The following is a 13,198-nucleotide window of genomic DNA, read 5'->3' on the forward strand; positions in this document are numbered from 1 at the left end:
ATAAGGAGGAAGAAACATGGGATTAGGCCGTGTAACTCAGGTCATGGGGCCAGTAATTGACGTGCGTTTTGAACATAACGAAATTCCAAACATTAACAACGCACTGCTTATTGATGTGTCAAGAGACGGTGAGACTGAGAGCTTAACATTAGAAGTTGCCCTTCACTTAGGCGATGATGTTGTACGCACAATCGCAATGGACTCTACTGACGGTGTTCAACGTGGTGCGGAAGTAAGAGATACAGGAGCAGCAATCAGTGTCCCTGTCGGCGATGCTACATTAGGACGCGTATTTAATGTATTAGGTGAACATATAGACTTAGAAGAGCCAATTGATGCCGCTGTACGTCGTGACCCAATTCATCGTGAAGCGCCTAAATTTGATGAACTCTCTACAGAAGTAGAAATTTTAGAAACAGGTATTAAAGTTGTTGACTTATTAGCACCATACATTAAAGGTGGTAAAATCGGTTTATTCGGTGGTGCCGGTGTAGGTAAAACTGTATTAATCCAAGAGCTGATCAATAACATCGCACAAGAACACGGTGGTATTTCAGTATTTGCCGGTGTAGGTGAACGTACACGTGAAGGTAACGACTTGTACTATGAAATGAAAGACAGTGGTGTTATTGCGAAAACTGCGATGGTATTTGGTCAAATGAACGAGCCACCAGGTGCGCGTATGCGTGTTGCACTTTCTGGTTTAACAATGGCTGAATATTTCCGTGATGAACAAGGTCAAGACGTGTTATTGTTCATTGACAACATCTTCCGTTTCACACAAGCAGGTTCTGAGGTATCGGCATTATTAGGTCGTATGCCATCAGCAGTAGGTTACCAACCAACACTTGCAACAGAAATGGGTCAACTACAAGAACGTATTACATCTACAAACAAAGGATCTGTTACGTCAATCCAAGCTGTATTCGTACCTGCCGATGACTATACTGACCCGGCACCAGCAACAGCTTTTGCTCACTTAGATGCGACAACAAACTTAGAGCGTAAATTAAGTGAAATGGGTATTTACCCAGCGGTGGATCCATTGGCTTCAACGTCACGTGCTTTAGAGCCAACAATTGTCGGACAAGAGCATTATGATGTTGCACGTCAAGTTCAATCGACGTTACAAAAATATCGAGAATTGCAAGATATTATCGCAATCTTAGGTATGGATGAGTTATCAGAAGAAGATAAGAAAACAGTTGAACGTGCGCGTCGTATTCAATTCTTCTTATCACAAAACTTCCACGTCGCTGAGCAATTTACTGGTCAAAAAGGTTCATATGTACCAGTTAAACAAACAGTTCAAGACTTTAAAGCCATTTTAGATGGTAAATACGACCACATTCCAGAAGATGCATTCCGCTTAGTGGGCGGCATTGATGATGTGATCGCTAAAGCTAAAGACATGGGTGTAGAAGTTTAATACAAATTAGGAGGCTTGGATAATGAACACATTAACCTTAGATATCGTCACTCCTAATGGTTCTGTTTATAAAGAAGACAATGTCGAAATTGTTGTCTTACAAACGACAGCAGGCGAGATGGGTGTGATGTACGGTCACATTCCGACGGTTACACCATTGCGTATTGGTCATGTGAAAGTGACTAAAGATGGCAAATCGGATTATATAGCTGTAACAGAAGGGTTTGCTGAAATTCGTCACGAAAAAGTGAACATTCTAGCTCAAGCTGCAGAGTCAGCAGATGATATTGACTTAGAGCGTGCGAAATCAGCGAAACAACGTGCAACATTCTACCTTGAAGGCGATCGTGATGATACGGATTTAAGACGTGCTGAACGTGCATTGAAGCGCGCTGAAAATCGTATCGAAGTTGCGAAATATAAATAATCATATGCACATCAAAAAGCTCGGTATGTCCCTCGTGGCAGACCGAGCTTTTTGGCGTTATTCAAGGCGACAAGGTAACGGTCGACATTGAAGCAACCTGTAAAATTTCCTTAGACACATTTGAGTAGATGTAGACATATCGACTGACTTTGTAAATATAGTAAGACGACTCTCAAGGTGATAACGCTTACATTTTACATGCTGAAAAGTTGGCACATGCTTTGCAAAAATTCTATACAAAAACTATGAAAGCCAGTAAAATGTAAATTGCTTGTCATTAAGCATTATAATGTGAAAAATTGTGTTTCTTTAAGTTGCTTATAGTATGATTTGGGCTTTAAATCATGTAAAATTAGTAAAAGAGATTATATGTGAAGGAGCAATATCAATTAATGGATTATTTAGGACAATTTGCGATAGCACATATTATAATGCATGTTTTATGCATTTGTGTCGCCTATTGGGGATTAAACGCCGTTCGTTTAGACCAGTTTTTCAAAAAGGGATTTCCATTACAAGTACAAGTCATCATGATATTTTTGGCAATAGTGATTGGCACAAGTGTGAGTAATTTTATCATTGATTTATTACAATTTTCAACTCAGATTAAATACTTATTTTAATTGTTAAGATGTTTAAAGTGTATAAAATAAGTTAATACGTTATGGGTAGATAGACTTATTTTCAGAGCAAAAATAGAATAGAGCTGTAAGCATAGTGGAGGATTAATAAGATGGATAGAATTATTGTTAAAGGTGGAAATACACTTAAAGGTGAAGTCGGAGTAGAAGGAGCGAAAAATGCAGTTTTGCCGATTCTTACAGCGTCTTTGTTAGCAAGTGATGGTAAAAGTGAACTTGTCAACGTTCCGGCGTTAAGTGATGTGGAAACTATTAATAATGTATTGAGCGTATTAAATGCAAAAATTAAATATAACGAAAAACAACAATCAGTAACTGTTGATGCGTCGAAAGATTTAAGTGAAGAAGCGCCATATGAATATGTGAGTAAGATGAGAGCGAGTATTTTAGTTATGGGGCCGTTATTGGCGCGTTTAGGACGAGCTAAAGTCGCATTACCAGGAGGATGTGCGATTGGTTCACGTCCGATTGAACAACATTTGAAAGGATTAGAAGCGCTTGGTGCTGAAATTCATCAAGAAGCAGGATATATTTACGCAGAGGCACCTCAAGGACTAGTTGGTAATGAAATTCATTTCGACTTTCCAAGTGTCGGTGCAACACAGAACATCATGATGGCAGCTTCGTTAGCAAAAGGGCGTACAGTGATTGAAAATGTTGCGAGAGAGCCAGAAATTGTGGATTTAGCGAACTATATCAATGAAATGGGCGGCGATATCAAAGGTGCCGGTACCGATACCGTAATCATTAATGGTGTTGAATCATTAAAAGGGGTGAAGCATGCTATCATTCCTGACCGTATTGAAGCCGGTACATTGATGATCGCAGCTGCCATTACACGCGGTGATGTGCTCGTCAAAGGTGCGATTAAAGAGCACATGACAAGTCTCGTATATAAATTAGAAGAAATGGGTGTCGAATTAGATTATACAGAAGAGGGCATTCGAGTGACTGCACCGAAAAAATTACAGCCTGTCGATATTAAAACATTGCCACATCCTGGTTTCCCAACAGATATGCAGTCCCAAATGATGGCGTTACTCCTCACAGCAGAAGGGCATAAAGTGGTGACTGAAACCGTATTTGAAAACCGTTTTATGCATGTGGCGGAATTCAAACGTATGAACGCACAAATTTCAGTTGAAGGTCGTAGCGCTAAAATCGAAGGGAAAAGTGCGTTGCAAGGGGCACAAGTGAAAGCGACCGATTTACGTGCTGCCGCAGCATTAATTTTAGCTGGACTTGTAGCTGATGGTGAAACGATTGTCACTGAGTTAAAACACCTTGACCGTGGTTATGTTGACTTTCATGGAAAGCTTAAATCTTTAGGTGCCAATATTGAAAGAATTAATGACTAAATGGAGATATGGGCTACAAACATTAATGGATTCAACCAGTTTTAAATTAACTTTATTTGTTTTTATCGCAATCATGATGTTTGTAGTCGGTTTAATGACAGGCTTTATTATCAACCATGATAACGTGTTGAATACATTTAATTTAAGGTTTTGGCAACATATCATCGAAACAATTGGAGGACATCACTAATGGAAACAATCTTTAATTATAATGAAATAAAAAACATCATCCCGCACAGACAACCATTTTTATTGATTGATAAAGTGGTTGAATACGAACCAGGTCAGCGTTGTGTAGGCATTAAACAAGTCTCTGGTAATGAACCGTTTTTCCAAGGACATTTTCCAGATTATGCGGTTATGCCGGGCGTTTTAATTACTGAAGCGTTGGCTCAAACGGGTGCAGTAGCAATGTTAAATAGTGAAGAAAACAAAGGAAAGCTCGCTTTATTTGCAGGAATTGATAAATGTCGATTTAAAAAGCAAGTGGTGCCTGGCGATACTTTAGTGTTAGAAGTTGAAATTACAAAAATCAAGGGGCCGATTGGTAAAGGTACTGCAAAAGCAACTGTTGATGGTCAAATTGCATGTAGTTGTGAATTGACTTTTGCATTACAAGATCCAAACGCATAAATCAAATATAAAAAAACCACCTCGTCTTCATAATGAGGTGTTTTTTTATGGGTTGCTTTGTAAATCATTTTCACGATTCAATTTGAACATAGTACATGTATGTAAGTCTCATATCTTATTGTCGTTCGTCTTTAAGGCGTGGTTTAGATTTCATCATGCGATTGAACGTTGTGATGAGCTCTTGACCTTGCATGCCTTCATTGACCAATTGCTCGAGTAAATTTTCCGCATAAACTTGTCGCAATGTATAAATATGACATTCAAATACAACTGAAATGCTGCCATTTAAAGGTGTAATATGCTTGATTGTTGCATCAAATAGTGCAGGATCATTAGACGGTCGCGTAATGACAACACGAATATCTAAAAGTGTTTCTGCCTCCATGTACGCTTGCATCTGTTCTTGATGTATATCTGAAATAACGATTTCTAACACCCAACCCGTACCGCTATTCTCTTTATTAATAATTACACCGTCTAGGAGTTCATATTCAGCCACGCTACTATTTTCAGAAACGATTTGAAAACGAACAGCTTTAAACGTCTTCATTGGAGCCACCTCCATATCATTTAAAAAACTTTACGAAATTTCTATGGTACTTTTCATTATAACGCAATTTTTAAAATAATTCTCGATAAGGCTTAAATATACCTCGATACATACTTTAATTTTATATGAATTTGCATTTTGCCATTTCACAATGAAACGTTTATATTACGGGTACAGGAGGTGAACAACATTAACCATTTTCAAGCAGTAGGTATCATTAACCGCCCGCCCAGTTTTTACGAAAAAGAAGAGAGTTACTTTGTTACCTTTACCGTTGCTGTCACGCGAGAGTATTTAAGTAAAAAACAAAAGCCCATCACTGATTACTTAAATTGTAAAGCGTTCGGTAACATTGCTCTTCAAATTCACGAAACGATCCAAGAGGGGATAACTGTAGCCATAAGCGGGCAAATCCAAACTAGACGTTATGTTCATAATGATGAAAAACGTTATGCTACAGAATTACTCGTTTCACAAATCTCTCCAATTGGTGCAGTAACGATAGAGTCAAATACAGATGAGTTCAACGATGAATAGCAAAGCAACAAGCAAAGATTTTCCAATATTTGATCATCCCACCTATTTTTATTAACCCTTCTCAAAGTATATACTCCGATTGAAATAATTCGATTTATCTCACACCATTACTTTTATCTTCAACATATTGACTTGAGCTCTAGTGATATTTGGTATATAACCTGCTACCTAAATTGTCTATCTATCAACCTTAAAATGAGGTGTATTGGCTATTAAATACGTGCATGTATTTAGTGGCCAATCACCACTTTTATTCTCATTAATATTTATCGAATGATTCATAAGAAATGTAAAATAATCTAATAGAGTCATTTGTTTTGTTAAATTATACATATATTTCGCAATTTGTTTAGTGCTTTTACATAATTGAACTTGCGTTAGGTTTCTGATACATTAAAGGTAACTAAAAAATGAAGGACTACTAGGGGTGCCGATTTGTGGCTGAGATGAATGGATATTCAGACCCTCTGAACCTGATTTGGATGAAACCAACGTAGGGAAGTAGCACATGGACACGCATGCTTTAGTGTGTGAACAAGGCTACTTTTAACGTAGTCTTTTTTCATATTAAAGGAGAATGAAGATGCGTTTTTCTGAACAAATTAAACAAGAAGCTCAACCCATTATTGAACAAATTTATCATGATGGTTTTATACAAGGTATGCTTAACGGGGACATAGCGACAGAATCAGTTAAACATTATTTACGCGCAGACTCACGTTACTTGAATGAATTTGCTAAAATATATGCACTGCTGATCCCTAAAGTGGATACGAAAGATGAAATTCAATTTTTAACAGAACAAATTCAGTTTGCGAGTTCTGGAGAGGTAGAGGCGCATCATATTTTAGCGGACTATGTCGGTGAAGATTATCAAAGTATCATTCAACGAGGGGATTGGTATCCATCTGCCGACCATTATATTAAACATATGTATTATAACGCATATGCTTTTGACAATGTCGCTTTTACCATTGCTGCAATGGCGCCATGTCCATATGTGTACCAACGATTAGGTAAAATGGCGATTGAAAATCATCACTTTGAAGCCAATCATCCATTAAAAGGGTGGTTCGATTTTTACAATAGAGAAATGGATACGTTGTTGTCCTATATTGATCGTTGGCTTGATTCATATGCAGAAGTGAGTTCCGAAAAAGTTCAACAACAATTAAGACAAAACTTTCTACAAAGCACGGTTCATGAGCGAAACTTTTTCAATATGGCCGATCAACTTGAAAAATGGGAATTTGGAGGAGAAAAATGATGAAAAAACCAAAAATTGCGCTAACGATTGCAGGCACAGATCCAAGTGGTGGTGCAGGGGCGATGGCAGACTTGAAATCTTTCCATTCTTGTGGTGTCTATGGTATGGCTGCAGTGACAAGTATCGTGGCTCAAAATTCAATGGGTGTACAACATATTCATAATTTAGAAGCAAGTTGGTTAGAAGAACAATTAGCCAGTGTCTTTAATGATGAAATGCCACATGCGTTAAAGACAGGTATGATTCCGACACCAGAGATGATGGAAGTGATTGCGTCAAATTTGAAAAAGGTGGATATTCCATATGTGATTGACCCAGTTATGGTTGCTAAAAGTGGTGATTCTTTAATGGACCAAAAAGTGCGAAATCGTCTTAAAGAAACACTGTTACCTTATGCAGATGTAGCAACACCTAATGTTCCAGAAGCTGAAGAAATCGCTGGTGTTACAATCGATTCGGTGGAAAAAATTCATCAAGTTGGTCGCTTTTTCATTCATGATATTGGTTCAAAAGGGGTCATTATTAAAGGTGGCCATTTAGAAGGTGATGCCATCGATCACTTATTTACGCAAGAGGGTCATTACGAGTTTAAAAGTGAACGTTTTTCAACGCAACATACACACGGCACAGGATGTACATTTTCAGCCGTCATCACAGCCGAATTAGCTAAAGGAAAATCAGTTTATGACGCCGTAGCTAAAGCAAAAAAATACATCTCATTAGCGATTCAACATACACCAGAAATTGGTAAAGGTCGAGGTCCAGTGAATCACTTTGCATATGAAAAATTAAATGGGTGGGATTAACATGAATTATTTAGCAGCAGTCAGAAAGCAACAACCCCTTGTCGTTTGTTATACAAATGATGTCGTCAAAAATTTTACTGCCAATGGTTTGTTGAGTATGGGGGCAAGTCCGGCAATGAGTGAAGCACCAGAAGAAGCAGTAGATTTTTTCAAGGTAACACAAGGCTTATTAATCAATATAGGTACGTTAACCACGAGAAATAGTGAAGACATGCTTACCATTGCTAAGTCTGCGAATCAAATGGGTGTACCCATTGTTTTTGACCCTGTTGCAGTAGGCGCATCGCAATTCCGTAAAGATTTTTGTCAACGCTTTTTAGAAGAAATTGATGTGGCTGTCATTAAAGGCAATGCATCTGAAATATTGACATTAGTGGATACAGCGACGACGATGAAAGGAACAGATAGTGCTTCTGATATTGATGTGGTCAGCATTGCACAACAAGCTTACGAAAAGTATCAAACCGCGATTGTCCTCTCAGGTAAAGAGGATGTCATTGTACACGATGGTAAGGTGGTCATCTTATCAAATGGTTCTCCATTGTTGACAAAAATTACCGGAGCAGGTTGTTTATTAGGCGCGGTGGTGGCAAGTTTTCTATTAGGTGAAACAAAACCATCTATCGACCAACTCATCGAAGCCGTTTCGTACTATAACATTTCAGCAGAACAAGCTGAATTACGTGAAGGTGCAGATTTACCGGGTACATTTTTAGTCGCTTTTATCGATGCATTAAACCAAACTTTAGCTGAGTCCTATTTATTGGAGATTAAAAAGAGAGAAGTGAGTGAAAATGACATTTAATCGAAAACAATTACGTGTGTATTTTATTGCAGGTACACAAGATGTCAAACAAGGTAGCCTAAATGGTATTTTAAAAGAAGCGTTAGAAGCGGGTATTACGATGTATCAATTTCGTGAAAAAGGCTCTTCATCTTTACAAGGTGAGGAGAAAACTGCAATGGCCGTTCGTTTAAGAGACTTGTGTCGCCATTATCAAGTACCCTTCATTGTTAATGATGATGTTGATTTAGCGATTGAAATTGATGCAGATGGTATACATGTTGGCCAAGAAGATGCGAAAGTACAGTCATTTCAACATTTATTAGAAGATAAAATTATCGGCCTCAGCGTCGGAAGTTTTGAAGAATATGATCAGTCTGACCTTACCAATGTCGATTATATTGGTGTGGGCCCTGTATATGAAACAAGTTCTAAGTTAGATGCAAGTAAACCAGGTGGCATCCGTTTAATTCGACGTATGCGAGAATACGATGAAAACATTCCGATGGTCGCTATTGGTGGAATTACTGAAGAAAATGTGGCGCCACTTCTTAAAAACGGCGCTGATGGTATTGCGACGATTTCATCAATTACACACAGTACAGATATTGAAAAATCTGTGAAACGTTACTTACAATATTTTAAATAAAGTTCAATTTATGCCGGAATATGTTTCCACCGCGTCTATTTCTATGATAAAATATCATTTATGTGAATATATCATTAGAGGTGGAAAAATGAAGAACAAAGCGTTAATGACAATGCTTGCAGGTGTAGTTTTACTTCTAGCGGGTTGTGACTATAGTAAACCGAGTAATCGAGACGGATTCTTTTTCAATACGTTTGTTCAACCAATGGACAGATTGATTCACTGGTTAGGGGATCATTTAAATAATAACTATGGTTTAGCCATTATTATCATCGTATTGGTTGTACGTATCGTCTTATTACCTTTCATGTTATCAAATTACAAAAACATGCATATGATGCGTGAAAAAATGAAAATTGCGAAACCTGAAATTACAGAAGCGCAAGAAAAAGTAAAACGTGCACGTACACAAGAAGACAAAATGGCAGCGAACCAAGAAATGATGCAAGTATACAAAAAATATAACATGAATCCAATGGCAAGTATGTTAGGCTGTTTACCGCTTATACTTCAAATGCCAATCATCATGGGATTATTCTTCGTCTTAAAATATCCGTCTGGTGGCGGAATCACGAAGTACTCAGATTTCTTATGGTTCCATTTAGATAAACCGGATATTTGGATTACTATCATTGCGGGTGTCCTTTACTTCATCCAAGCCTATGTGTCAAGTTTTAATATGCCTCAAGAACAACGTCAAATGGGTTATATGATGATGATTATCTCACCAATTATGATTGTGTGGATTTCATTCAGCTCTGCGGCGGCGTTAGGTTTATATTGGTCAGTATCAGCAGCTTTCCTTGTAGTTCAAACTTATATTGCCAATGTGGTATATGGTAAAAAAGCAAAAGAAGAAGTGGCGCCATTAATTAAAAAGTTTGAAGCAGAAAAAAATGGCAACAAAACAGGTAAAAACACACAAGTTGTAAGTAAAAAGAACAAAAAGAAATAATCATATTGCACATACTTAAAGGCTGGGATGCTAAGTTCCCAGCCTTTTCCTATTCATGACCGTTTGATTTCAGTGTCCCATTCAGCAAAAAATTGTTGTAAAAAACTTTCCATAAAATCATGACGTTGTTGCGCCATGTCTTTTGCTACAGGTGTATTCATTAAATCTTTTAATTTGAGTAGCTTTTCAAAGAAGTGTTTGATTGCTGATGGTGGTACCGCGTCTATGTCTGACAGTTGATACATTTCGGTTAACCGATGTGTCCCTGTCCACATCGGTTCGTTAAAGTGACCAGCAAATTGAAATGTACGTGCAATGCCAATCGCGCCGATAGCATCAAGTCTGTCAGCATCTTGGACAATTTGTGCTTCAATTGTTTTCAGTGTACCGACTTTTTTAGTTTTTCGAAAGCTCATATGGTCAATAATGTAAATAATGGCTTCTTGATCCATTACTGATACACCTTGTTCCTTAAAAAATGCAAATAATGCTTGACGGCTACTTTTGACGTCTACCAATTTGTCATCAACAGTGTCATGGAGGAGTGATGCCATTTCGATATGGTAAGGGTCAGCTGATGGATAGTGTTGTGCGATTTCAAGGGCGCGCTTTCTAACACGTAACACATGCGCGATGTCGTGTCCACTACTATCATGTTGATGTGTCTTTCTCATATATTGTTCTGCTGCTTGAATATGCTGTTGTTTCATTTTGTTAGTCATTCCTTAAGTTATAAAATAGGGGAGAGCAATTGACTGACGGACTCTTTAAATTTGATCCATAAGCTGCGTTGGGCATAGCGTTCTTTTGTCAATTCGCTACATACTTTTAAGTCTTCTTCAAAACTTTCGCGTACTTCTCTCGCTAATTCTTCATTATATACAAATGCATTCACTTCAAAATTTAAGGTAAAACTCCGATTATCCATATTTGTTGTACCTACACTCGTAATTTCATCATCAATGGTTAATGTTTTCGCGTGTAAAAAGCCGTTATCATAAAGGTAGACACGTGCGCCGGCCTCGAGTAAACTCGCGACATTTTTAAAAGTGGCCCAGTAAACAAATGGGTGATCAGGTTTCGATGGAATCATAATATTAACGTTAACGCCACCTAAAGCTGCAATTTTAAGCGCATCCATAAAAGCTTCATCAGGCACGAAGTAAGGTGTTTGAATGTAAATATCATTTTTCGCCATCGAAATCATTTTTAAATAACCATATTTGACTTGTTCCCAAAATTCGTCTGGACCACTTGAAGCAATTTGAACCCCAATATTACCATTATGCGTCTGTTGCGGTTTTGGGAAATATTGACTACTATAGGTAATGTTGTCACGGTGCGATTGAGAGTTCCAGTCTAAAATGAAACGCAACTGAAGTGCACTGACAGCATTCCCTTGAATACGTAAATGTGTATCACGCCAATACCCAAACTTTTTAGATAAGCCGAGATATTCATTTCCGACATTAAAGCCACCTACATAGCCAATTTGACCATCAATGATCACAATTTTTCGGTGATTTCGATTGTTCATTCGTAAATTAATGAGCGGCAGTTTGGATGGGAAAAATGATTCTACATGTCCTCCTTTTTCTTTAAAGCGTTTAAAATCGCGTAATGTGAGTGCGCGCGACCCCATGTCATCATATAACATTTTGACTTCTACACCTTGTTCGAGTTTTTCTTCTAACAGTTTTAAAATACTTTTACCAAGGGTATCGTGACGGAAAATATAATATTGAATATGTACATAGCGCTCTGCATTACGAATATCTTCCTTTAAACAATCGAATTTTTCGTTACCATCTGTCAATAACTTAATTTCGTTATTGTTCGTATAAAAGGCAGCATTGTTATACAGTAACATTTGGATCATACGACTGTAGTTTTGAATATGGGGGTTATCAACTTCAAATTTTCCATTTTTAATTGCAGTAAGTTGATCATTCACGATAGAGTCTAAACCGATACGATCTTGTTTTTCAAGTTTAAAAATGGATTTTCTCTGGATTTGTCGGCCGAATAATAAATAAAGTACAAAGCCTACAAGCGGGAATAAGCCTAATACAAAAATCCATGCCCAGATGGAACTCGCACTTCTTCGTTCCATAAAAATAATGGTAAAGATGAAGATTAAATTTAATAAAAATGCACCGACTAATATGTAATTGAACAGTACATTGTGATTATAAAATATCGCATAAAAAAACTCTGGCATCACTTTTATCTCCTTTTTCGTGAAGTGCTTTTATTGTATCATGTTCTATAAAATAGAGGAATTTTACGCATTGACATATACCTATACAGGGTATATCATAATAATATCAAAATGAATCTGGGGGATGTGACATGACTGAACAAGCACATCATTCTGAAGAAATTAAACGTAACTTGAAGTCGCGTTTGAATCGTATTGAAGGCCAAGTGAAAGCAATCAACCGAATGATTGACGAAGATGTCTATTGTGATGACGTGTTGACGCAAATTAGAGCGACACGTTCGGCTTTAAACAGTGTGGCGTCGCGTCTGTTAGATCATCATATGAAAGGATGCATCAAGCATAAGATTGACGCGGGACACCAAGACGAAGCGATGGAAGAGTTATTAGTAACATTTCAAAAACTCATGAAAGATTAGTGAGGTACAATTATGGAAAATGGTTATGTTAAAGTAACACAACTGACAACTGAAGCACAGCAACAACAGCTATCTGATCGTTTGCTTCGTTTAATTGGTGTCGAGTCTGTTGCTATTGATGTGGCAACACAATCGTTGACGCTCACTTATGACACGCCAGCAAATTTGAACACGATAGAAAAAGAAATTTATGATGCAGGATTTCCTGTTATCCAATCACATAAAGGAGTGTAACTGATGGCAAAACATATGATTGAAGTAGAAGGTATGACTTGTGCGCATTGTAAAGCAGCAGTTGAAGGTGCAGTGAAAGAAAATGCGCATGTGACCCACGTTGAAGCATTTCCAGCTGACAACAGAGTAGAAGTAGAAGTAACAGATGACAGTGCATTAGCAGATGTGAAACAACGTATTTACGATCAAGGGTATGACGTTATATCATAATTTAACAGCAATCAGGGCTTAGTTTTTCATTGAAGAGATGAGAGGTAAGCCCTCATTTCGTATTTAAAATATACCCTC

The 13,198-nt window shown here is 37.6% G+C and carries 18 protein-coding genes and 1 riboswitch; of the genes, 15 read left to right on the forward strand and 3 right to left on the reverse strand.

The annotated features are described in order from the left end of the window. Positions 1-16: 16 nt before the first annotated feature. From atpD to fabZ, 6 genes are all read left to right on the forward strand, one after another. Positions 17-1,429: a F0F1 ATP synthase subunit beta gene (atpD, locus tag P3U61_RS03560; protein WP_014613348.1), complete on the forward strand. Its 1,413-nt coding sequence runs from the start codon at positions 17-19 to the stop codon at positions 1,427-1,429. Positions 1,430-1,451: 22 nt separating this feature from the next. After that, complete coding sequence (locus P3U61_RS03565) at positions 1,452-1,856, forward strand: F0F1 ATP synthase subunit epsilon (protein ID WP_014613349.1); 405 nt, start codon at positions 1,452-1,454, stop codon at positions 1,854-1,856. Positions 1,857-2,248: 392 nt separating this feature from the next. Continuing rightward, positions 2,249-2,479 carry a DUF1146 family protein gene (locus P3U61_RS03570; RefSeq protein WP_014613350.1) on the forward strand — a complete coding sequence of 77 codons (231 nt, stop codon included), beginning with the start codon at positions 2,249-2,251 and terminating at the stop codon, positions 2,477-2,479. A gap of 110 nt (positions 2,480-2,589) precedes the next feature. Then, positions 2,590-3,855, forward strand: coding sequence for a UDP-N-acetylglucosamine 1-carboxyvinyltransferase (gene murA, locus P3U61_RS03575; RefSeq protein WP_099986637.1), 1,266 nt, complete (start codon positions 2,590-2,592; stop codon positions 3,853-3,855). Next, positions 3,827-4,045 carry a DNA-directed RNA polymerase subunit beta gene (locus P3U61_RS03580; RefSeq protein WP_230493221.1) on the forward strand — a complete coding sequence of 73 codons (219 nt, stop codon included), beginning with the start codon at positions 3,827-3,829 and terminating at the stop codon, positions 4,043-4,045. Before murA ends, P3U61_RS03580 begins: the two co-directional genes overlap by 29 nt. After that, positions 4,045-4,488 (forward strand): 3-hydroxyacyl-ACP dehydratase FabZ, encoded by a 444-nt coding sequence (fabZ, locus tag P3U61_RS03585; RefSeq protein ID WP_014613353.1) that lies wholly within the window; start codon positions 4,045-4,047, stop codon positions 4,486-4,488. The genes P3U61_RS03580 and fabZ overlap by 1 nt, the downstream gene beginning before the upstream one ends. Positions 4,489-4,603: 115 nt before the next feature. On the opposite strand, the gene P3U61_RS03590 is transcribed toward fabZ, so the two are convergent. After that, positions 4,604-5,038, reverse strand: a complete 435-nt coding sequence (locus P3U61_RS03590) for a YwpF-like family protein (protein ID WP_014613354.1) — start codon at positions 5,036-5,038, stop codon at positions 4,604-4,606. Between the two features lie 180 nt (positions 5,039-5,218). On the opposite strand from P3U61_RS03590, the gene P3U61_RS03595 reads away from it, so the two are divergent. The 6 genes from P3U61_RS03595 to yidC all read left to right on the forward strand — a co-directional run bounded on the left by P3U61_RS03595 (position 5,219) and on the right by yidC (position 10,036). Next, positions 5,219-5,575 (forward strand): single-stranded DNA-binding protein, encoded by a 357-nt coding sequence (locus P3U61_RS03595; RefSeq protein WP_015729436.1) that lies wholly within the window; start codon positions 5,219-5,221, stop codon positions 5,573-5,575. A 413-nt stretch (positions 5,576-5,988) separates the two neighbouring features. Beyond that, positions 5,989-6,092: riboswitch (TPP riboswitch) on the forward strand. 66 nt (positions 6,093-6,158) lie between these two features. Then, positions 6,159-6,842, forward strand: coding sequence for a thiaminase II (gene tenA, locus P3U61_RS03600; protein ID WP_014613356.1), 684 nt, complete (start codon positions 6,159-6,161; stop codon positions 6,840-6,842). Further along, the gene (gene thiD, locus P3U61_RS03605; RefSeq protein ID WP_014613357.1) at positions 6,842-7,648 is read left to right on the forward strand and encodes a bifunctional hydroxymethylpyrimidine kinase/phosphomethylpyrimidine kinase; all 807 of its coding nucleotides are present in this window, start codon (positions 6,842-6,844) and stop codon (positions 7,646-7,648) included. Before tenA ends, thiD begins: the two co-directional genes overlap by 1 nt. Before the next feature lies 1 nt (position 7,649). Then, the gene (gene thiM / locus P3U61_RS03610; protein ID WP_014613358.1) at positions 7,650-8,453 is read left to right on the forward strand and encodes a hydroxyethylthiazole kinase; all 804 of its coding nucleotides are present in this window, start codon (positions 7,650-7,652) and stop codon (positions 8,451-8,453) included. Beyond that, positions 8,443-9,081, forward strand: a complete 639-nt coding sequence (gene thiE / locus P3U61_RS03615; protein ID WP_063284943.1) for a thiamine phosphate synthase — start codon at positions 8,443-8,445, stop codon at positions 9,079-9,081. Before thiM ends, thiE begins: the two co-directional genes overlap by 11 nt. 88 nt (positions 9,082-9,169) lie before the next feature. After that, positions 9,170-10,036, forward strand: coding sequence for a membrane protein insertase YidC (yidC, locus tag P3U61_RS03620; RefSeq protein WP_014613360.1), 867 nt, complete (start codon positions 9,170-9,172; stop codon positions 10,034-10,036). A gap of 53 nt (positions 10,037-10,089) precedes the next feature. Here yidC and P3U61_RS03625 read toward each other — a convergent pair whose 3' ends face one another. Together P3U61_RS03625 and cls are read right to left on the reverse strand one after the other, a co-directional pair. Beyond that, on the reverse strand, positions 10,090-10,746 hold the full coding sequence (locus tag P3U61_RS03625; RefSeq protein ID WP_014613361.1) for an HD domain-containing protein: 657 nt from the start codon (positions 10,744-10,746) through the stop codon (positions 10,090-10,092). Between the two features lie 20 nt (positions 10,747-10,766). After that, positions 10,767-12,257, reverse strand: a complete 1,491-nt coding sequence (gene cls, locus P3U61_RS03630) for a cardiolipin synthase (RefSeq protein WP_099986639.1) — start codon at positions 12,255-12,257, stop codon at positions 10,767-10,769. Positions 12,258-12,388: 131 nt separating this feature from the next. Here cls and csoR point away from each other — a divergent pair, with 131 nt between their 5' ends. Genes csoR through P3U61_RS03645 form a run of 3 tightly spaced genes read left to right on the forward strand, consistent with a single transcriptional unit; the run spans position 12,389 to position 13,120 of the window. Next, a complete protein-coding gene (gene csoR / locus P3U61_RS03635; protein WP_014613363.1) occupies positions 12,389-12,676 on the forward strand; it encodes a copper-sensing transcriptional repressor CsoR in 288 nt (95 codons plus the stop codon). A gap of 12 nt (positions 12,677-12,688) precedes the next feature. Continuing rightward, on the forward strand, positions 12,689-12,910 hold the full coding sequence (gene csoZ / locus P3U61_RS03640) for a putative copper chaperone CsoZ (protein WP_014613364.1): 222 nt from the start codon (positions 12,689-12,691) through the stop codon (positions 12,908-12,910). A gap of 3 nt (positions 12,911-12,913) precedes the next feature. Beyond that, the gene (locus P3U61_RS03645; protein WP_014613365.1) at positions 12,914-13,120 is read left to right on the forward strand and encodes a cation transporter; all 207 of its coding nucleotides are present in this window, start codon (positions 12,914-12,916) and stop codon (positions 13,118-13,120) included. The last annotated feature ends 78 nt before the right edge of the window (positions 13,121-13,198 follow it).

Origin of the sequence: Staphylococcus pseudintermedius, from assembly GCF_034042775.1 — a bacterium.
Taxonomy (GTDB): domain Bacteria; phylum Bacillota; class Bacilli; order Staphylococcales; family Staphylococcaceae; genus Staphylococcus; species Staphylococcus pseudintermedius.

Excerpts from the sequence above, each read along its gene's own strand:
- thiM (WP_014613358.1), top strand. The coding sequence starts at position 7,650 with ATGAATTATTTAGCAGCAGTCAGAAAGCAACAACCCCTTGTCGTTTGT.
- yidC (WP_014613360.1), top strand. The coding sequence starts at position 9,170 with ATGAAGAACAAAGCGTTAATGACAATGCTTGCAGGTGTAGTTTTACTT.
- P3U61_RS03590 (WP_014613354.1), bottom strand. The coding sequence starts at position 5,038 with ATGAAGACGTTTAAAGCTGTTCGTTTTCAAATCGTTTCTGAAAATAGT.
- murA (WP_099986637.1), top strand. The coding sequence starts at position 2,590 with ATGGATAGAATTATTGTTAAAGGTGGAAATACACTTAAAGGTGAAGTC.
- thiE (WP_063284943.1), top strand. The coding sequence starts at position 8,443 with ATGACATTTAATCGAAAACAATTACGTGTGTATTTTATTGCAGGTACA.
- P3U61_RS03565 (WP_014613349.1), top strand. The coding sequence starts at position 1,452 with ATGAACACATTAACCTTAGATATCGTCACTCCTAATGGTTCTGTTTAT.
- P3U61_RS03645 (WP_014613365.1), top strand. The coding sequence starts at position 12,914 with ATGGCAAAACATATGATTGAAGTAGAAGGTATGACTTGTGCGCATTGT.
- csoZ (WP_014613364.1), top strand. The coding sequence starts at position 12,689 with ATGGAAAATGGTTATGTTAAAGTAACACAACTGACAACTGAAGCACAG.
- csoR (WP_014613363.1), top strand. The coding sequence starts at position 12,389 with ATGACTGAACAAGCACATCATTCTGAAGAAATTAAACGTAACTTGAAG.
- tenA (WP_014613356.1), top strand. The coding sequence starts at position 6,159 with ATGCGTTTTTCTGAACAAATTAAACAAGAAGCTCAACCCATTATTGAA.
- thiD (WP_014613357.1), top strand. The coding sequence starts at position 6,842 with ATGAAAAAACCAAAAATTGCGCTAACGATTGCAGGCACAGATCCAAGT.
- P3U61_RS03625 (WP_014613361.1), bottom strand. The coding sequence starts at position 10,746 with ATGAAACAACAGCATATTCAAGCAGCAGAACAATATATGAGAAAGACA.
- P3U61_RS03570 (WP_014613350.1), top strand. The coding sequence starts at position 2,249 with ATGGATTATTTAGGACAATTTGCGATAGCACATATTATAATGCATGTT.
- fabZ (WP_014613353.1), top strand. The coding sequence starts at position 4,045 with ATGGAAACAATCTTTAATTATAATGAAATAAAAAACATCATCCCGCAC.
- cls (WP_099986639.1), bottom strand. The coding sequence starts at position 12,257 with ATGCCAGAGTTTTTTTATGCGATATTTTATAATCACAATGTACTGTTC.
- atpD (WP_014613348.1), top strand. The coding sequence starts at position 17 with ATGGGATTAGGCCGTGTAACTCAGGTCATGGGGCCAGTAATTGACGTG.